The organism is Sphingomonas sp. IC081 (genome assembly GCF_006874585.1).
GTDB lineage: Bacteria > Pseudomonadota > Alphaproteobacteria > Sphingomonadales > Sphingomonadaceae > Novosphingobium.
The window spans coordinates 3229580-3247321 of record NZ_CP029761.1 but is presented as its reverse complement, the minus strand read 5'-3'; the positions used below and the strand labels follow the sequence as shown (position 1 = coordinate 3247321).

General features: G+C 66.9%; 16 protein-coding genes. 10 read left to right on the top strand and 6 right to left on the bottom strand.

The genetic code is table 11. The annotated features are described in order from the left end of the window. Positions 1-4: 4 nt before the first annotated feature. Complete coding sequence (gene pyk, locus DM450_RS15275) at positions 5-1480, bottom strand: pyruvate kinase (RefSeq protein ID WP_142636171.1); 1476 nt, start codon at positions 1478-1480, stop codon at positions 5-7. A gap of 77 nt (positions 1481-1557) precedes the next feature. On the opposite strand from pyk, the gene DM450_RS15270 reads away from it, so the two are divergent. The 3 genes from DM450_RS15270 (at position 1558) to DM450_RS15260 (ending at position 3708) form a co-directional block, all read left to right on the top strand. Next, a complete protein-coding gene (locus DM450_RS15270; protein WP_142636169.1) occupies positions 1558-1869 on the top strand; it encodes a DUF1244 domain-containing protein in 312 nt (103 codons plus the stop codon). 203 nt (positions 1870-2072) lie between these two features. Then, positions 2073-3332, top strand: a complete 1260-nt coding sequence (locus tag DM450_RS15265; protein ID WP_260609909.1) for a methyl-accepting chemotaxis protein — start codon at positions 2073-2075, stop codon at positions 3330-3332. Between the two features lie 139 nt (positions 3333-3471). Continuing rightward, complete coding sequence (locus tag DM450_RS15260) at positions 3472-3708, top strand: DUF2312 domain-containing protein (RefSeq protein WP_142636167.1); 237 nt, start codon at positions 3472-3474, stop codon at positions 3706-3708. 56 nt (positions 3709-3764) lie between these two features. On the opposite strand, the gene DM450_RS15255 is transcribed toward DM450_RS15260, so the two are convergent. After that, complete coding sequence (locus DM450_RS15255; RefSeq protein WP_142636165.1) at positions 3765-4499, bottom strand: type II CAAX prenyl endopeptidase Rce1 family protein; 735 nt, start codon at positions 4497-4499, stop codon at positions 3765-3767. Between the two features lie 211 nt (positions 4500-4710). Between DM450_RS15255 and DM450_RS15250 the strand changes: the two genes are divergently transcribed. The 3 genes from DM450_RS15250 to ruvC are packed head-to-tail and all read left to right on the top strand — an operon-like array spanning position 4711 to position 6308. Beyond that, entirely contained in the window at positions 4711-5475 is a 765-nt protein-coding gene (locus DM450_RS15250; RefSeq protein WP_142636163.1) for a YebC/PmpR family DNA-binding transcriptional regulator, read from the top strand. 1 nt (position 5476) lies between these two features. Beyond that, positions 5477-5827, top strand: coding sequence for a DUF3147 family protein (locus DM450_RS15245; protein WP_142636161.1), 351 nt, complete (start codon positions 5477-5479; stop codon positions 5825-5827). 4 nt (positions 5828-5831) lie between these two features. Next, a complete protein-coding gene (gene ruvC / locus DM450_RS15240; protein ID WP_086492366.1) occupies positions 5832-6308 on the top strand; it encodes a crossover junction endodeoxyribonuclease RuvC in 477 nt (158 codons plus the stop codon). 41 nt (positions 6309-6349) lie between these two features. On the opposite strand, the gene DM450_RS15235 is transcribed toward ruvC, so the two are convergent. Beyond that, a complete protein-coding gene (locus DM450_RS15235; protein ID WP_142636159.1) occupies positions 6350-7906 on the bottom strand; it encodes a hypothetical protein in 1557 nt (518 codons plus the stop codon). 116 nt (positions 7907-8022) lie between these two features. Here DM450_RS15235 and ruvA point away from each other — a divergent pair, with 116 nt between their 5' ends. The 3 genes from ruvA to ruvB are packed head-to-tail and all read left to right on the top strand — an operon-like array spanning position 8023 to position 10414. Then, positions 8023-8631: a Holliday junction branch migration protein RuvA gene (ruvA, locus tag DM450_RS15230; RefSeq protein WP_142636157.1), complete on the top strand. Its 609-nt coding sequence runs from the start codon at positions 8023-8025 to the stop codon at positions 8629-8631. 60 nt (positions 8632-8691) lie between these two features. After that, the gene (locus DM450_RS15225; protein ID WP_142636155.1) at positions 8692-9312 is read left to right on the top strand and encodes a hypothetical protein; all 621 of its coding nucleotides are present in this window, start codon (positions 8692-8694) and stop codon (positions 9310-9312) included. 58 nt (positions 9313-9370) lie between these two features. Beyond that, on the top strand, positions 9371-10414 hold the full coding sequence (gene ruvB, locus DM450_RS15220; RefSeq protein WP_142636153.1) for a Holliday junction branch migration DNA helicase RuvB: 1044 nt from the start codon (positions 9371-9373) through the stop codon (positions 10412-10414). Positions 10415-10899: 485 nt separating this feature from the next. Here the strand turns inward: ruvB and DM450_RS25880 are convergent, their stop codons facing one another. From DM450_RS25880 to DM450_RS15205, 3 genes are all read right to left on the bottom strand, one after another. After that, positions 10900-11733, bottom strand: a complete 834-nt coding sequence (locus DM450_RS25880) for a hypothetical protein (protein WP_185928627.1) — start codon at positions 11731-11733, stop codon at positions 10900-10902. A gap of 259 nt (positions 11734-11992) precedes the next feature. After that, positions 11993-14665, bottom strand: a complete 2673-nt coding sequence (gene acnA, locus DM450_RS15210) for an aconitate hydratase AcnA (protein WP_142636149.1) — start codon at positions 14663-14665, stop codon at positions 11993-11995. 174 nt (positions 14666-14839) lie between these two features. Next, positions 14840-15730 (bottom strand): DMT family transporter, encoded by an 891-nt coding sequence (locus tag DM450_RS15205; protein WP_142636147.1) that lies wholly within the window; start codon positions 15728-15730, stop codon positions 14840-14842. 414 nt (positions 15731-16144) lie between these two features. Between DM450_RS15205 and DM450_RS15200 the strand changes: the two genes are divergently transcribed. Further along, on the top strand, positions 16145-17599 hold the full coding sequence (locus DM450_RS15200; RefSeq protein ID WP_142636145.1) for a L,D-transpeptidase family protein: 1455 nt from the start codon (positions 16145-16147) through the stop codon (positions 17597-17599). Positions 17600-17742 lie beyond the last annotated feature (143 nt).

Genomic DNA, 17742 nt, shown 5'->3' with positions numbered 1-17742 from the left:
GTCCTCAGTCCAGTTCGTTGCCGGTGAGCGTCACGACGTGGAGCAGGTTGGTGGAGCCCGGCACGCCGAACGGCACGCCCGCCAGCGCCACGAGGCGGGTTCCGGCAGCGCCGAAACCGTGGCGCAGCGCCATGCGCTTGCCCTTGGCGATCATCTCCTCGAAGCTGCCGATGTCCTTGGTGGTCACCGTATGGGCGCCCCACAGCAGCGCCAGGCGGCGGGCGGTGGCGAGCGTCGGGGTGAGCACCAGCATCGGCGCTGCGGGCCGTTCGCGCGCGACGCGGCGGGCCGAACCGCCCGAGCCGGTGAAGACGATGATGCCCTCGATCGGCAGGGTATCGGCAATCGTCGCGCAGGAGGCGGAAAGCGCGTCGGCGGTGGTCGGATCGGGCGGGGTCGAGGCGAGGTGGATACGCTCGCGGTAGGTCGAATCGTGTTCGACCGAGACGGCGATGCGGTCCATGATCGTCACCGCTTCCACCGGCCACTGACCGGCGGCGGTTTCGGCCGAGAGCATCACCGCGTCGGCGCCGTCATACACGGCGTTGGCGACGTCGGAGACTTCGGCGCGGGTCGGCGAGGGGCTGGTGATCATCGATTCCAGCATCTGCGTGGCCACCACCACCGGCTTGCCGCTGGCGCGAGTCTTGGCGACGATGTGCTTCTGGATCGGCGGCACCTGTTCGGGCAGCAGTTCGACGCCAAGGTCACCGCGCGCGACCATGATGCCGTCCGACAGCTCGATGATGCCGTCGATCGACTGCACCGCGGCAGGCTTCTCGATCTTCGACATCAGCGCGCAGGCCCCGCCGATCAGGCGGCGGGCCTCGGCGACGTCCTCGGGACGCTGCACGAAGGAGAGGCCGATCCAGTCGGCGCCCTGCTCGACCGCGAAGGCGAGGTCGCGGCGGTCCTTGTCGGTCAGCGCCGGCACCGGGACGATCGCGTCGGGCACGTTCACGCCCTTGCGGTCGGAGATCGCGCCGCCGACTTCGGCCGAGCACAGGATCGAATCGGCTTCGGCGCGGATGACCACGAGGCGCAGCTTGCCGTCGTCGATCAGCAGGCGCTGTCCCTTCTCGAGGATGCCGAACAGTTCGGGATGCGGCAGGCAGACGCGGTTGTCGTCACCCGGGGTGGGATCGCGGTCCAGCGTGAAGTGGGCGCCGTGGCGGATGAAGGCCTTGCCCTCGGCAAACGTGCCGACGCGCAGTTTCGGGCCCTGCAGGTCGCAAAGCACGGCGATGGGGCGCATCGCGTCCTTTTCCACCGCGCGGATATTGGCGATGGTTTCGCGGTGGGTGTCGTGATCGCCGTGGCTCATGTTGACGCGGAAGGCATCGGCGCCGGCTTTCAGCAGCTTCTCGATGGTTTCCTTGTCACGGCTCGCCGGGCCGAGCGTGGCAAGGATCTTGACCTTGCGCTGGCGCTTGATGCCGCGGTGGTGGGGCGAGCGACGGAATGGTGGAGTGGTTGCCAAGGTCAGTGTGCCTCTTCCTGTATCGGGGCGATCTATGGCAAAGCTTGTCTGACAAACCAAGGACCAAGCGAACCGCCATGCACGAAAACAACTCCATAGACGCTCTTGATGACGCCGTGGCGGCAGCGGCTTTCCGCCGTCTCGTCAAGCACTTGCAGCAGCGCCACGATGCCGAGAACATCGAGCTGATGGGGCTTGCCGGATTTTGCCGCAATTGCCTGGCCGACTGGATCCGCGACGCCGGTTTTGCAGGCGACAAGGCTGCCGCGCGCGAAGTGATCCATGGCATGCCGTTCGGGGAGTGGAAGGCGAAATACCAGAGCGAGGCCACGCCTGAGCAGCTGGCGCGGATGGAGGAGAGCCTGAAGAAGAACGCCCCCGGGCACTGAGGAGGCCGGATTGCGGGGGGCGCCTGCGGGGGCCGGACTGCGGGGAACGGGTCTGCTGCCGATGGGGCGCCGATAAAGCGAATCTAACGAGAGTTTCTGCAAAAATCAGTGGGAAGCCCCGCGTTTTCGGGGTTCTGGCCTATAAGTACGATAATTCGAGTTAGGCATACTTCTAGCTATCCCCCTGAAGCGAGAAACGTCCGATGGTCGACTGGTTCGTCAAACATGCCCCTATCCGGCAGAAAACCTGGTTCGCATTCACGGTCATGGCTGCCGCGATGCTGGTGGCGGTGCTCTGCGCGGCGCTGCTGCCGCTGGTGATAGGCCTGCCCGCAGGGCTGGCGCTGACGCTGGGCGCCTGGCTCTTCGGCATGGCCTGCCGCGAGGGCATCTGCGTGCCTTATGTCTCCACCGTGGTGCGCATGGAGGGGCTGGCCGCGGGCGACCTCGACAGCCCGGTGGACTATACCGATTACCGCGACTGCGTGGGCCGCATGACCCAGGCGATGTTCACCTTCCGCGAGACCGCGCGCCAGCAGCGGATCACCGCGCGCGATCAGGCCGCGATGGTCGAACAGTTCACCGCCCAGCTCGAAAAGCTGGCACGCGGCGATCTCACCGCCCAGGTGACCGCCGAATTCACCGGCGAGTTCAGCCAGCTCAAGAGCCATTTCAACGAGGCGATCGGGCGGCTGCGCGACCTTGTCGGCGCGGTGCAGGTGCGCGCGCAGGCGATCCGCACCGGCTCGAGCGAGATCTCCCAGGCCTCCGACGACCTCGCGCGCCGTACCGAGGCGAATGCCGCCAGCCTCCAGCAGACCTCGGCTGCGATCGTCTCGATGGAGGATCGCCTCAGGAGCACCGCCGTCGCCGCCGGGCAGACGCTGGAGAGTGCCGACGGGGTGATCGCGCTGGTCGGCAAGGGCCGCGCGGTTGCCGGTGAGACGGTGGAGACGATGGGCCGCGTCTCGGGCTGCGCCAAGGGCATCGACACGGTGATCGAGGGGGTCGACAAGATCGCCTTCCAGACCCGGGTGCTGGCGATGAACGCGGCGGTCGAGGCCGGCCGCGCGGGCGAGGCCGGGCGCGGGTTCGCGGTTGTCGCCGATCTGGTCTCGGCGCTTGCCATGCGGGCCGAGGAAGAGGCGCGCAATGCCCGCGAGCAGCTTGGCGTCACCCAGTCGGAAGTCGCCAGTGCGGTCGAGGCGGTCAATTCGGTCGATTCGGCGCTGGTCGAGATTGTCGACGGGGTGGGCAAGGTCCACCGGCTGCTGGAGCGCATGACCACCGACAACCGCGAGCAGTCCGCCGCCATCACCCAGGTGACCACCGCGATCGGCGAGATGGAACGCACGACGCAGTACAATGCCTCGATGGTGGAGCAGACTTCGGCCGCGGCGCTCAATCTCGACAGCGAGATCTCGCGCCTCAGCGCCCAGGCGGGCGAGTTCCGGCTGGCGTGACGGGTCCTGCCGGCGGCGGGCCTTGTCCCGTCGCCGGAGTCTTTGCGCGATTTCCACAGGCCCGCGCTTTGCCCGAATCCCGCGCAGCCGCTATCAGCGCCGCCAAATCGATTCATCCTAGTTCCGGAGCACGAACCCCATGGCCGAAACCACCGACGATCGCCTGCGCCTGCTGATCGAGCGCGTCGAGCGCCTCGAAGAAGAAAAGAAGGGCATCGGCGACGATATCCGCGACGTCTACAACGAGGCCAAGGCGGTCGGCTACGACGTCAAGATCATGCGCCAGATCGTCCGCATCCGTAAGATGAAGCCGGACGACCGCCGCGAAATGGACATGCTGCTCGACACCTACAAGACCGCGCTCGGCATCGATTGATGTTGCCCGGGCTTCGGCCCGGGAAGCGGTACCGGCGCTCTGTATGAGGCCGGATTTTACCCTCCCAGATGCACCAGCACCATGGTCGCCGCATTGGCGCCCATGTGCTGGAGCATGGCGGCGGGCAGGCCGATGCGCTGGCGGGTGAAGCCCAGCATCAGCGCCGCCCAGAGCTGCGGCAGCACCATCGGCAGCATGGGCACCGACACCGCCGGATAGTTCATCAGGTGAACCCCGGCGAAGACCAGCGCGGCGATCCAGAAAATCACAGGATAGGCCGCGCGGTAGAGCGCCGCCGGTTCGCTACGCTTGCGCAGCACGATCCAGCCGCCAAGCGCCGCGCCGGTCAGCAGCACCAGCATCCCAAGCAGCACCATCGGCGCCAGCGCCTTGGCATAGACTGCCAGACCCGCGAACAGCACCGCGCAGAGCAGCAGCCACAAGGCGCGGGGACGGCCCGTCTGCCAGCCCCGGAACAGCGTTTCTTCCGCGATCGGCGCGACCAGCACCGTGATCGGCAGCAGCCAGCCGGCGGGCAGCTTGTCGAAGGCATCGGGCATCGGCAGGTGCATGGCCTGCTGCCACAGGCCGATCAGCGGCAGCACCACCAGCAGCAGCACCGCGACATGCAGCAGCGCCATCACGCCCAGCGCGGCCCACCCCTCGCGCGAACGCAGGCCGACCGGCGTCAGGATCGCGGGTCTTTTCAGGAATCCCGGCAGCTCTCGCAGGAGCGCAAGCGCACGGGTCGATGCACGGGAAGCGGCGGCAGGGTCGGTCCGGGTGGCCATGGCGGTGTGCTAGCGGAGTTTTCTTGCCAAATCCTTTGGCCCATCCGTCTTCGGGCAGGCAAGCGGAACGGGCGGTTGCCCTTGGGTGCCGCCCTGTTGTAAGGCGCGCCCTGCGTCATCTGGCACACATCATTCAACGGACCTCGCTGCCCGGCCCTCGCGGTTATCGCCGCAAGCAGGCAGGCAGGCGAGCGAAGCAAGAGCGGACCCCATGGCAGGCCATTCCAAATTCAAGAACATCATGCATCGCAAGGGTGCGCAGGACAAGAAGCGCTCGGCGCAGTTCAGCAAGCTCAGCCGCGAAATCACCGTGGCCGCCAAGATGGGCATGCCCGACCCGGACATGAACCCGCGTCTGCGCGCCGCGGTCAACGCCGCCAAGGCGCAGTCGATGCCCAAGGACAACATCCAGCGCGCGATCGACAAGGCCAGCAAGGGCGATGCCGAGAACTACGAGGAAGTGCGCTACGAGGGTTACGGCCCCGGCGGCGTCGCCCTCATCGTCGAGGCGCTGACCGACAACCGCAACCGTACCGCCACCAACGTGCGCACGGCGTTCTCCAAGAACGGCGGCAACCTCGGTGCCTCGGGCGCGGTTTCGCACGGTTTCGAACGTCTCGGCCTGATCGAGTACCCCGCCTCGGTGGGTGACGAGGAGAAGGTCCTCGAGGCCGCCATCGAAGCCGGCGCCGAGGACGTCCAGAGCGACATGGGCGACGGCGACGAGAACCCGGGCAGCCACTCGATCTGGGTCTCGGTCGATTCGCTGCACGAAGTCGCCCGCGAACTGGAAAAGGTGCTGGGCGAGGCCGAGGGCGTGAAGCTCGCGTGGAAGCCCAACCTCTCGGTCGACGTCGATGCCGACACCGCCGGCACGCTGATGAAGCTGGTCGACACGCTGGAAGACGACGACGACGTCCAGACCGTCTGGGGCAACTACGAGATCTCCGACGAGGTCATGGCGAAACTCGCCTGACATGCTGGCCCTGATCGCCCGTGCGCTGATCTCCGGCGCGATGATCGTGGCGATCGCCGAGATCGGCAAGCGCCTGCCCGCGATGGGCGCGCTTGTCGCCTCGCTTCCCCTGGTCTCGGTGCTGGGCATGATGCTCCTGTGGCATGCCCGGCCCGATGCCGAGAACATGGCCGTGCATGCACAGGCGACCTTCTGGTACGTGCTGCCCTCGCTGCCGATGTTCCTGCTGATCCCGGTGCTGCTGCGCCACGGGATCGGCTTCTGGCTCTCGCTGCTGGCGGGCTGCGTGCTGACGGTCCTGCTCTACCTGCTGATGGTGCATCTCGGCCCGCGCTTCGGCCTCAAGGTCTGATCCCATGATCATCATCGGCCTCGATCCGGGGCTCACCTGCACCGGCTGGGGCATCGTCGCCAAGAGCGGCAGCCGTCTCAGCCATGTCGCCAACGGGCAGATCCGCACCGATGCCAAGGCCGGCATGGCCGAGCGCCTGGTCGAGCTCGACGCGGCGCTGACCGACGTGATCCTCCATCACCGGCCCGATGCCGGCGCGGTGGAGGAAGTCTTCGTCAACGTGAACCCGCAGTCGACGCTGAAGCTGGGGCAGGCGCGCGGCGTCGCCATGCTGTCGATCGCGCGCGCGGGTCTGCCGGTGGCGGAGTATTCCACCAAGGTCATCAAGAAGGCGCTGGTCGGCACCGGCGGCGCCGACAAGAAACAGATCCAGCACATGTTGAAAGTGCTGCTGCCCGGCGTGAAGCTGGCGGGCGAGGACGCGTCGGACGCGCTTGCCGTCGCCATCACCCACGCCAACATGCTGGGAAGCCACCGCTAGGCGGCTTGGAGCGATGGCGCAGGGGGACGGCCGGAGAGGCGTCAGGGCCGCCCCGCCAGCCCCGCGTCCAGCCCCGCGTCGATGTCGATCATCTTCTGATAGGACCATTGCGGCGCCGGGGCGCAGGTTCCTTCGCGGCGGAACAGGCAGGCCTGCTGGTCGCCCATGGCCTCGCACGCCTCGCGGTGCCATCCGGGCAAGGCGGTATCCGGCGTGGCCAGGATCAGCGCATTGGCGCCCCGCGCCAGACCTGGTGCCAGTTCCGGCGCCAATCCCGGAGCCCGCGTGCCGGACAGCGGCCTGCCGCCGGTGGGGACGAGCAGGATCGGCACCGGCCGGGGCAGCAGCGCCGGCACCAGATGCGCCTTGATTTCGAAGTCCAGCGCGATGGCGCAGGTGCCTGGATCGTCCAGCGCCCGCAGCGCCAGCCGCGGAACCGCGCCGCCGCCGCGAAAGGCCGGATAGCCCCCGCTCTTGTATTCGGAGGCGAACGACGCGCCCAGCCAGGCAAGGCAGACGATCGCAATTCCCGCAGGGCCGGCAATGCCGCCCCGGCGCTCTGCCAGGCGGTCCGCGAGCCGCACCGTGGCAATCGCCGCCAGGATCAGGACGGTCAGCGTGGACAGCCAGATGAACCGGTATTCCTTGTGGGCGATCATGCTGTGGATCAGCACGTTGACCGTCGCGGCGGCCATCAGCGGCCAGTAGCGCCGCCCGGCCAGCAGCGCGGCGACCAGGAGCGGCACCATGATCGGCGCCAGATGTGTGTAGAGCCCGATCAGGTAGGCGAAAGGCCCCGAAACGCCGAAGCGGGAGGCGATCCCATGGCCGATGTTCATCGCCACGTTGACCATGATCCACGCGAACGGAACGCGGCCCATGGCCAGATCGCTGGCTGCGCCCAGCAGAGCGGCGGCCAGCCCGCCCAGCACCACGGGCCGCCAGCGCCGCCAGTCGAGCCGCAGCGCGGCGATGGCCAACACCGCGACAAAGGGCGCATATTGCAGTCTTGCCAGCACGCCAAGGCCGAGCAGGAAGCCGCTTGTCAGCAGGGACAGGTCGCTCGCCCGGCGGTGTCGGGAGCTGTCGTCATCGGTCAGCAGCGGCGCGGCGGCGAGCAGGATCAGGGCGCTGGCCAGGCTTTCCGAAAGCAGCAGGTCGCTGAACAGCACCGCTTCCCACCACACCGAGGCGACAAACAGCGCGACCAGCGCATGTCGGCGCGAGGAAAGCGCGCCCAGCCGCCATGCGGCGGGAAGGGTCAGCAAGGTCAGTGCGCCGAAGGCGGCCCGGGCAAGGCGGACGGCAAAGAGCTGCTCGTCGGACAGCAGGTGGCCCATCCACAGGAACAGGGCGACGAATTGTTCGATCAATGCGCCGCGCAAGCCGTAATGCGCTTCCCAGGGAACCAGGCCCCGCCCGGTGGCAAGGCGATTGCCCTGTTCGAGATATTGCATCAGCTCATCGGCGTGCATGATCTCGAACGGTGAGAAATGCGCGATCCGCAGCCACACCGCGGCGATGGCGACCGGCAAGGCCGCCAGAACCGGCCACGACCAACGATTGCCCGCCCGCGCGGCCCCGGCGTCTTTCCCCATGGCTGCGCGTTAGCATGGGCGATTCGCGCTGTCATGGGGCGGGCCGCGATTGCGCTGCTGATCGTGCTTGCCGCGCGGGCGGGCATCGGCCATAGGAGCCTCATGGGGAACAAACCATGATCGCAAAGCTGACTGGCCTGCTCGACGATACCGGCCCCGACTGGGCGATCATCGACGTCAATGGCGTGGGTTATCTTGTCCATTGTTCGGCGCGTACGCTCGACCATCTCGGCATCCGGGGCGACAAGGTCGTCGTCCATACCGAGATGCAGGTTTCCGAGACCGACCAGCGCCTGATCGGTTTCACCAGCGGGGCGGAGCGCAACTGGTTCCGCCTGCTGACGGCGGTGCAGGGGGTAGGCTCCAAGGTCGCGCTCGCCATCCTTTCTGCATTGACCACCGAGGAACTGCAGCGCGCCTGTGCCGGGGGCGACAGCGCCATGGTCGCGCGCGCCAACGGTGTCGGGCCGAAACTGGCCAGCCGCATCGTCAACGAACTCAAGGACAAGGCGGGCGGCATGCCCTCCGTGCCCGGCGCGCCCGGTCTTGCGGCAGTGGCTGCGCCTGCGGGCGATGCCAGCGCGGATGCCGTCTCGGCGTTGCAGAACCTCGGCTTCAAGCCGGCGGTCGCCGCAATGGCGGTCGGCAAGGCGGTGGAGGAACTGGGCGAGGAGGCGGGCCTGAACGATCTTGTCCGCGTGGCGCTGAAGAGGGCGGCGGGCTGATGGGCAAAAGCTTAAGCGCTCGCGGATAGCCTTTCTCTTCATGTGAGTCGGGAGGCGACGATGGGGCCGGAATTTTCTAGCGGTTTGGCACGGACGGGATTTCGCCACCGGGCTACCTGGATCGATAAACAGACGGTTGTCTATGCCTTGGCGGACAAGTCCGGCAGCGTGATGGTTCCGCGTCTGGATTGGCTGCGGCTGGCGAATGAGTTCGAGGATCGGATGATCCCCGTGCGCCGCGTGGTGCGGCGCATCACGTGGGGCCTGCCGGTGTCCATTCTGGCCTTCGGGTTGTTGTTTGCGAGGGTCGTTCCGGGTTCAGGTTTGATAATCTTGCTGATGCTGTTCGGTGGGCCATTGGCACTCTATTTCTGGAATGCACGACAGGTGCAGCGTATCGCAGCCGATATTGAAGATCGTTTGCGACGCTATCCCGCCGCAACTCCGGTGCCGCGAGACTTGTCTCGCACGCCGCGCGTGTTGGAAATCGTTGGGCTGCTCGTAGTCGGGCCCCACTTGCTCATCTCGGTTGCAGGTGAGATCGGTGGTCCCGATTTTTTCCGTGGTACGCCGTTGTGGGGCGCGCATGTAGGCACTAGCGAAGTGTTCGCGTTTGCTGTTCTTTTTGCGCTTCTGACTTGGCCTCGCATCGCAATCCGGTTGAAACGAGGCCGGACATGACGTTGCGCGCCTCGGTACAGTCATTACTGCATAACCACGTGAAAGCCTTGTCCCTGAAGTGACCGATAATCCCATCCTCACCTCGTCCCGCCAGCCGGAGGACGCCGATGCGGCGCTTCGCCCGAAGACGCTGGCCGAATTTGTCGGGCAGGCGGCGGCCAAGGACAATCTTCGCGTCTTCATCGAAAGCGCCAAGTCGCGGCGCGAGGCGATGGATCATACGCTGTTCTTCGGCCCTCCCGGCCTCGGCAAGACGACGCTCGCGCAGATCGTCGCGCGCGAACTCGGCGTGGGTTTCCGCGCCACCAGCGGGCCGGTGATCGCCAAGGCGGGCGACCTTGCCGCGCTGCTGACCAATCTCGAGCATGGCGACGTGCTGTTCATCGACGAGATCCACCGCCTCAATCCGGTGGTCGAGGAAGTGCTCTATCCGGCGATGGAGGACCGCGCGCTCGACCTCATCATCGGCGAGGGGCCCTCGGCGCGTTCGGTGCGGATCGACCTGCCGCCCTTCACGCTGGTCGGCGCGACGACCCGGCAGGGCCTGCTGCAGACCCCGCTGCGCGACCGTTTCGGTATTCCCGTAAGGCTGCAGTTCTACACTGTGGAGGAACTGGAAAAGGTCGTCACCCGCGGCGCCGGCCTGCTCGGCATCGGCATGGACAAGGGCGGGGCGACCGAGATCGCCCGCCGCGCGCGCGGCACCCCGCGCGTGGCCGGGCGGCTGATGCGCCGCGTGCGCGACTTTGCCCATGTCGCGGGCTCCGACGTCATCACCCGCGCCATTGCCGACGATGCGCTGACCCGGCTGGAAGTCGATTCGATCGGCCTCGACGCGCAGGACCGGCGGTACCTGCGGATGATCGCGGACATCTACAAGGGCGGCCCGGTCGGCGTCGAGACGCTGGCGGCGGGCCTCTCCGAGCCGCGCGACACGATCGAGGAAGTGATCGAGCCCTACCTCATCCAGCTCGGCCTGATCGCCCGCACCGCGCGCGGCCGCTGCCTCAACGACGGCGGCTGGCAGCACCTCGGGATGGCCCCGCCGCAGCAGGGCGGAGGCGGTCCGCAGGGCGGCCTGTTCGATTCGCCGGGGGACTGAGCCGGCGTCCGGCGATTTTGCAGATCCGTGAAAAGCTTCGGCAGAACTTACGGAAGCCGCCGGCAACAGTCCCGCATCGGCACACTATTGCTGTCAACCGCAAAAACTAACCCGGTTTATCGCCGGCCGGGACACGTTTTCGCGAGAATGCCATTGTTCCCTTAACTTCTATCTGCGCTTGGTAAGCGCTAACGGGCCTTCACGACTTATGGTCGCGGTCGGCCGGCCCGGAGGGAGCGAAGAGAGAAAGCTATGTCGGTTCGAATGGCCTTGGCGAAGCTGTCTGCCTGTGCGGCGGGCTGCGCGATCATCGGCGGCGGGGCTGTCCACGTCGCCGAGACGCAGGCGAGCGGCGTCGAATACCACAAGCTCAAGCAGGCGAAAGTCGCCCGGCCGGCCAAGCGCACGATTCCCCGGCGCGCCCGGCGCGTGATCCCGCGCCCGGCGCCGGAGCCGGTGCTGACCGCGCGGCGCGAGATCCCCCGTTACGAAATGGCCCCGCTGCCGACATATGTTCCGCCCGTCGCCCCGCCGGTTTCGGGCTGCTGCTCCGGCACCCCGGTGGTGGTCGGCGGCGGTTCGAGCGGCGGCGGTTTCGGTGGCGGTTTCTTCGGCGGCTTCTTTGGCGGCAGCAGATCGAGCGGCGGCAATGTCGTGATCAGTTCGACCACCACCGGTTCGACGTCCACCTCGACCTCCTCGGGTTCGACTTCGACGTCGAGTTCCTCGGGCACCACGTCGGGCACGACCTCCGGCACCACCTCGGGCGTGCCCACCGATACCCAGAACGGGCAGACGTCGAGCGGCTCGACGACAACCACGACCACCACCACGACCGGGGGCGTCAGCACCACCACGTCGACCTCTGGCAATGTCACGTCGACCAGTTCGACTTCGGGCAACGTCACCTCGACCACCACGACAACCTCGGGCAACGTGACTTCGACGACCAGTTCGTCGTCGAGTTCCTCCTCGAGCTCGTCGTCGAGTTCCTCGTCGAGTTCGAGCTCTTCGTCCGGTTCGTCCTCGGGCTCGTCTTCCGGTTCTTCGACCGGTTCCAGCTCGGGCTCCTCGTCGGGTTCGTCCTCCGGTTCTTCCACCAGTTCAAGTTCGGGTTCCACCTCGTCATCGACGTCGGGTTCCAGTTCGAGCTCGGGCTCCTCGTCGGGCAGCAGCGGCACGACCACGACGACCAGCGGCGGTCCGCCGCCGGGCGGCGAGACGCCGCCGCCGACCGACGTGCCGGCGCCGCCGATGCTGGTGCTGTTCGGCGCCGCCGCCGCCGCGCTGGTGGCGCGCCAGCGGCTGGCGGGACGCAAGCGCGTCTGACGGATCGTCTGGCCGCCTGACGGATCGCCAGATCGGCGGAGGGAGCGTCAGGGCGGCCTGGGCCGCCGCCCGAAGGGCCGGGCGAGCGGTTCGCAAGAAGGGGGAAGCGTCGGGGGGCGCTTCCCCCTTTTTTTCGTTCCGGCGGCAGCGTGCCAGGCCGCGTCAGGCCCCGCCAGGCCCAGAAAAAACCCCGCCCCGCGCGAACGCGGGACGGGGCTTCCTTCTTGAGCCGGTAAGGCGGCTGGCCGGTCAGGCGGCCAGCTTGCGCAGCACGTACTGCAGGATGCCGCCGTTGTTGAAGTATTCCACTTCGTTGGCGGTATCGATGCGGCACAGCGCGGTGAAGGTGAAGGTCGAGCCGTCCGGACGGGTCACCTGGACTTCCACGTCCTGGCGCGGCTTGAGGCTGGCAACGCCCAGGATCGTGAAGGCGTCGTCGCCGGTCAGGCCCAGGGTCTGGCGGGTGTCGCCATCCTTGAACTGCAGCGGCAGCACGCCCATGCCGACCAGGTTCGAACGGTGGATACGCTCGAAGCTCTCGACGATCACGGCGCGTACGCCGAGCAGGTTGGTGCCCTTGGCCGCCCAGTCGCGCGACGAACCGGTGCCGTACTCCTTGCCGGCCACGACCACCATCGGCGTGCCCTGCTCCTTGTACTTCTGCGCGACGTCGTAGACCGGCAGAACCTCTTCACCGAAGCGGCTCATGCCGCCTTCGATGCCGGGGACCATTTCGTTGCGGATGCGGATGTTGGCGAAAGTGCCGCGCATCATGACTTCGTGGTGGCCACGGCGCGAACCGTAGGAGTTGAAGTCCGCCTTGGCGACCTGGTGCTCCATCAGCCACTGGCCTGCCGGGCTGTCGGCCTTGATCGAGCCGGCCGGCGAGATGTGGTCGGTGGTGATCGAATCGCCGAGGATCAGCAGGGGCTTCGCCTCGATGATGTCGTTCACCGGCGCCGGGGTCATTTCCAGGCCTTCGAAGTACGGCGGGTTGGCGACGTAGGTCGAACCGGCGCGCCACGAGTAGGTTTCCGAACCGGTGACGTTGATCGCCTGCCAGTGCTTGTCGCCCTTGTAGACGTCGGCATAGCGGGCCTGGAACATCGGGCGGTCCATGCAGGTGGCCATGGTCTCGGCCACTTCGTTGTTGGTCGGCCAGATGTCCTTGAGGAACACGTCGGTGCCGTCCTTGCTGACGCCGATCGGGGTGGTGGTGAAGTCTTCCACCACGGTGCCCTTCAGGGCGTAGGCAACGACCAGCGGCGGCGAGGCCAGGAAGTTGGCGCGCACGTCGGGCGAGACGCGGCCTTCGAAGTTGCGGTTGCCCGAGATGACGGCGCTGGCGACCAGGCCGTTCTCGTTGATCGCCTTCGAGATCGGTTCGGCGAGCGGGCCCGAGTTGCCGATGCAGGTGGTGCAGCCGTAACCGACGAGGTTGAAGCCGATGTTGTCGAGGTGCGACTGCAGGCCGGCCTTGTTGAGGTAGTCGGTGACGACCTGCGAACCGGGGGCGAGCGAGGTCTTGACCCAGGGCTTGGGCTTCAGGCCCAGCTCGTCGGCCTTCTTGGCGACGAGACCGGCGGCGACCAGCACGCTCGGGTTCGAGGTGTTGGTGCAGCTGGTGATGGCGGCGATCATGACGTCGCCGTCACCGATGTCGAAGTCCTTGCCTTCGACGGGGACGCGGGTGGCCGACTTCTTGTAGGTCTCGGCCATGTCCTTGTTGAACACGTCGTCGACGTCGGGAAGGGCAACCCAGTCCTGCGGACGCTTCGGACCGGCGAGCGAGGGCACGACGGTCGAGATGTCGAGTTCGAGGGTCGAGGAGAAGATCGGGTCGGCAGCGCCGGCTTCCATCCAGAAGCCCTGTTCCTTGGCATAGGCTTCGACGAGGGCGATCTGCTCTTCCTCGCGGCCGGTGAGGCGCAGGTAGTCGAGGGTCTTGTCGTCGATGCCGAAGAAGCCGCAGGTGGCGCCATATTCCGGGGCCATGTTGGCGAGCGTCGCACGGTCGGCCAGCGACAGCGAGGCCAGGCCGGGGCCGAAGTATTCGACGAAGCGGCCGACCACGCCGTGCTTGCGCAGCATTGCGGTGCAGGTCAGCACGAGGTCGGTGGCGGTGACGCCTTCCTTCAGCTCGCCGGTGAACTTGAAGCCGACGACTTCGGGGATCAGCATCGAGACCGGCTGGCCGAGCATCGCGGCTTCCGCCTCGATGCCGCCGACGCCCCAGCCCAGCACGCCCAGGCCGTTGACCATGGTGGTGTGGCTGTCGGTGCCGACGCAGGTGTCGGGATAGGCAACGGTTTCACCGTTCTGGTCTTCGCTGGTCCACACCGACTTGGCGATGTTTTCCAGGTTCACCTGGTGGCAGATGCCGGTGCCCGGGGGAACCGCGTAGAAGTTGGCGAGCGACTTGGAGCCCCACTTGAGGAAGTCGTAACGCTCCATGTTGCGCTGGTATTCGATCTCCACGTTCTCTTCGAACGCCTTGGGGTGACCGAATTCGTCGACCATGACCGAGTGGTCGATCACGAGGTTCACGGGGACCAGCGGGTTGATCTTGCTGGTGTCGCCGCCGAGCTTGGCGATCGCGTCGCGCATCGCGGCAAGGTCGACCACGCAAGGCACGCCGGTGAAGTCCTGAAGCAGGACGCGCGCCGGGCGGTACTGGATTTCCTCACCGGTGACGGGGTTCTTCTGCCAGTCGACCACCGCCTGGACGTGGTCGGTCGAGACGGTGAAGCCGCCGTCTTCGAAGCGCAGCAGGTTTTCCAGCAGCACCTTCATCGAGAACGGCAGGCGGCTGATGTCGCCCAGCTTCTCGGAAGCCTTCTTGAGAGAGTAGTAGGCAACTTGCTTGTCGCCGACCGTCATGGTGCTGCGGGTACCGAGCGTATCCTGTCCGACCTGGGTCATTTTGGGTCTTATCCCCTTCTGTATGGAGCCTGTCGCCAATAGCGCGGCCCCTCGACGGAACCGAACTGGCCAGGTCCCGAAAAGGAGTGCCGTGCTGCATCGCGACAAAGCGGAGTCTGCGGCCCCGCCGATGCGCGTTCCGGGGCCGGAGGTCAAGGGGGGCTGGGTGCAGACCTACGTCGAGGTCGTTGCGTTTCTTGCACCAATCCAGCAGCCGACAACGATCAGCAATGTGCCCGCAACCGTGGCGAAACCCAGCGCCTCGTCGAACATCAGCCAGCCGAGCAGCGCGGCCCAGAGGAAACCGGTGTACTCGATCGGCAGCAGCACTTGCGTTTCGGCGCGGGCATAGCCCCAGGCGAGGAACAGCAGGGCGGCGGTGGCAAGGGCGGCGCCGGCGGCGATCAGGCCAAGACTGCGGACCTCGGGCAGGACTGCGAACCACGGCGAGAAAACGAGGAAAATCAGCGTGACGATGAGGTTCTGCGCCATTGCCACCTCGACCGGGCTGGCCAGCAGCGCCTGCTTGCGCTGGAGCACCAGGTTCACCGCATAGAAGACCGAGGAGGCCAGCACGGCCAGAGTGCCGGTCAGCGCCTCGCCCGAATAGGCGCCGCCGCCCAGTTTTCCGCCGAGAATCACCACGACGCCGACCACGCCGAGCAGCGAGGCGGCAATGGCCTGGCGGCGGATCGTCTCGCCCAGCAGCAGCGCCGCGAAATAGAGGGCGATGATCGGCGAGACGAACGAGAGCGCGATTCCCTCGGCCATAGGAATTCGTGCAAGGCCATAGAAAAAGAGTGCGGCCATCGCCGAAGTGATGCCCGCGCGCAGGGCATGGACCTTGAGGACCTGGCGGCTGGGCATTGGCCGGCCGGCGGCGAGCCAGAGCGGGAACGTCATCAAGGCGCCGAAAAGATTGCGAAACAGCAGCGCGCTATAGACGCCGACCGCCAGCGAGGCGCCCTTGATGGCGGCGTCCATCATGCTGAACGTGGCGATCCCCGCGACGACCGCCAGCACGGGCATCAACTGGGAGCGGGGGGCAGGGGCGGGCGCGTGCATCACGCCATTGCCTCTCGCCGCATGCTGGGGCGGGCGCAAGTCCCATCCAGTTCGGAGTCTGTTTGGAAATCCGCTGAAAGCGGATTTTGCGGCACCGGCCCACTCCCCCACCCTACCACCCATTGGTAGTATCCTGCGGGTGGTAGGCCCCCTCAGCGAAAAGGTCCCCCGGACCTTTTCGTGCTCTTCGGGACGGAAGTGGGCCGGTGCCGCAATGAAAATGCCCTTGCGGGCATTTTCCAAACAGACTCTCGGGAAGCGCGCCATTCATCGCTCAATTCATCGCAGGGTCAGGCGAAATCCTTGAACATGGGGTAAGTTGGGGGCAAAGCGATATTTCTGACGCGGTCTTGGCGGGCCGCTTTCCCACCCCGTCCCCCCGGGGTTCATCACGACAGGCAGGTTCAGGACAAGATGGCGAGTTTCAAGCGGTTCGGTTGCAGCGTTCTGGCGGTTGTCGCGGCGACGGGCGTCCTCGCGCAGCCGGTAGCGGCGCAGAAGGCCGACACGGCCGCCGGCCAGAGCAGCCAGAAGGCGAAGGCGCTCTCGACGCCGACCTCGATCCTGCCCGCCGCGCCGGCGACGGCGCCTGCCAGGACGGCGGCGCCCAGGGCGACGTCTTCCGCAGCCACCGCCGCGGTGCCGGTCGTGCCGCTCGCGGCCCCCGCGTCCGGCCAGTCCGACGCGCTGCTGGCCGAGCCGGTGATGGCGTGGTCGCTGGCGGACGCCAAGGTGCTGCTCCAGACCATCGGCTATATCGGCAAGGAAGGCCTGGTCCCGGCCGATTACCAGCCCGCCGCGCTGAAGGCGGCCATTGCCAAAGGCGAGGGCGACGAGCTGGACCAGCTCGCCAGCCGCGTGTTCGGCTGGCTGATCGAGGACCTGCGCGATGGCCGCACGCCGATGACGGCGCGCGTGCAGTGGTTCGCGGTCGATCCCGATCAGGACGTCATGCCCACCGCGCAGATCATGGCGCAGGCGCTGTCGAACCATGACGTTGCCGGCGTGGTGGACGAACTGGCGCCGACCAACCCGGACTATGCCGCGCTCAAGGCCGCCTACAATGCGACTCCGGTGGCCGACAAGGCGCGCCGCGCGCTGATCCAGGCGAACATGGACCGCTGGCGCTGGCTCGCCCGCGATCTCGGCGATGTCTACCTGATGACCAACATTCCCGAGTTCCAGCTGCGCCTCGTGGTGAAGAACCGGATCATCCGCAGCTACAAGACGGTGGTCGGCAAGCCCGGCCGCACCGCGACGCCGCAGCTGGCCGAGACGGTCAGCGCGGTCGTCTTCAACCCGACCTGGACGGTGCCGCAGTCGATCGTCAAGGGCGAGGGGCTGGGCGCCAAGGTGCTGGGCAACCCGGCATGGGCCAAGCGGGCCGGCTACAAGGCGACCAAGAGCGCGGACGGCGTGATCACCGTTGTCCAGCAGCCGGGGCCGACCAACTCGCTGGGCCTGATGAAGATCGACATGCCCAACCCCCACGCGATCTACCTGCACGACACCCCGTCCAAGCAGTACTTCAACGCCGACGTGCGCGCCTTCAGCCACGGCTGCATCCGCACCGAACGCGCAGTGGAGCTGGGCATGACGATGGCGATCCTCGGCGCGCAGAAGACCGCCGCCGAAGCCGCCGAGATCTCGCGCTCGGGCGAATATACCAAGGTGGCGATGACGCGGACCTTCCCGGTCTACCTCACCTACTTCACCTTCGCGCGCGCGATCGACGGCGAGCTGAAGGCGTTCAACGACCTCTATGCGCGCGACAAGCCGGTGCTCGACAGCTTCGCCGCCCCGCGCCAGCTCAAGACCACCCAGCGCGCGAGCGAGGAAGAAGTCATCAAGCTGGATAACCCGCTTTAAGGTTTGAAAATCCGCCGCAGGCGGATTTTGGCGGCACCGGCCCACTCCCCCACCCGACCACCCATAGGGTACTATTGTCGGGTGGTCGGGTGGGGGAGAGGGCCGGTGCCGCAAGCCATTCGCGGATGCGAATGGCGCACCCG

Bases quoted from the DNA above. Each gene is read 5' to 3' on its own strand.
- DM450_RS15235 (WP_142636159.1), bottom strand. From the start codon at position 7,906: ATGGGGAAAGACGCCGGGGCCGCGCGGGCGGGCAATCGTTGGTCGTGG.
- DM450_RS15270 (WP_142636169.1), top strand. From the start codon at position 1,558: ATGCACGAAAACAACTCCATAGACGCTCTTGATGACGCCGTGGCGGCA.
- DM450_RS15225 (WP_142636155.1), top strand. From the start codon at position 8,692: ATGGGGCCGGAATTTTCTAGCGGTTTGGCACGGACGGGATTTCGCCAC.
- acnA (WP_142636149.1), bottom strand. From the start codon at position 14,665: ATGACCCAGGTCGGACAGGATACGCTCGGTACCCGCAGCACCATGACG.
- DM450_RS15260 (WP_142636167.1), top strand. From the start codon at position 3,472: ATGGCCGAAACCACCGACGATCGCCTGCGCCTGCTGATCGAGCGCGTC.
- ruvA (WP_142636157.1), top strand. From the start codon at position 8,023: ATGATCGCAAAGCTGACTGGCCTGCTCGACGATACCGGCCCCGACTGG.
- DM450_RS15250 (WP_142636163.1), top strand. From the start codon at position 4,711: ATGGCAGGCCATTCCAAATTCAAGAACATCATGCATCGCAAGGGTGCG.
- DM450_RS15265 (WP_260609909.1), top strand. From the start codon at position 2,073: ATGGTCGACTGGTTCGTCAAACATGCCCCTATCCGGCAGAAAACCTGG.
- ruvC (WP_086492366.1), top strand. From the start codon at position 5,832: ATGATCATCATCGGCCTCGATCCGGGGCTCACCTGCACCGGCTGGGGC.
- DM450_RS15245 (WP_142636161.1), top strand. From the start codon at position 5,477: ATGCTGGCCCTGATCGCCCGTGCGCTGATCTCCGGCGCGATGATCGTG.
- DM450_RS15205 (WP_142636147.1), bottom strand. From the start codon at position 15,730: ATGCACGCGCCCGCCCCTGCCCCCCGCTCCCAGTTGATGCCCGTGCTG.
- DM450_RS15200 (WP_142636145.1), top strand. From the start codon at position 16,145: ATGGCGAGTTTCAAGCGGTTCGGTTGCAGCGTTCTGGCGGTTGTCGCG.
- DM450_RS15255 (WP_142636165.1), bottom strand. From the start codon at position 4,499: ATGGCCACCCGGACCGACCCTGCCGCCGCTTCCCGTGCATCGACCCGT.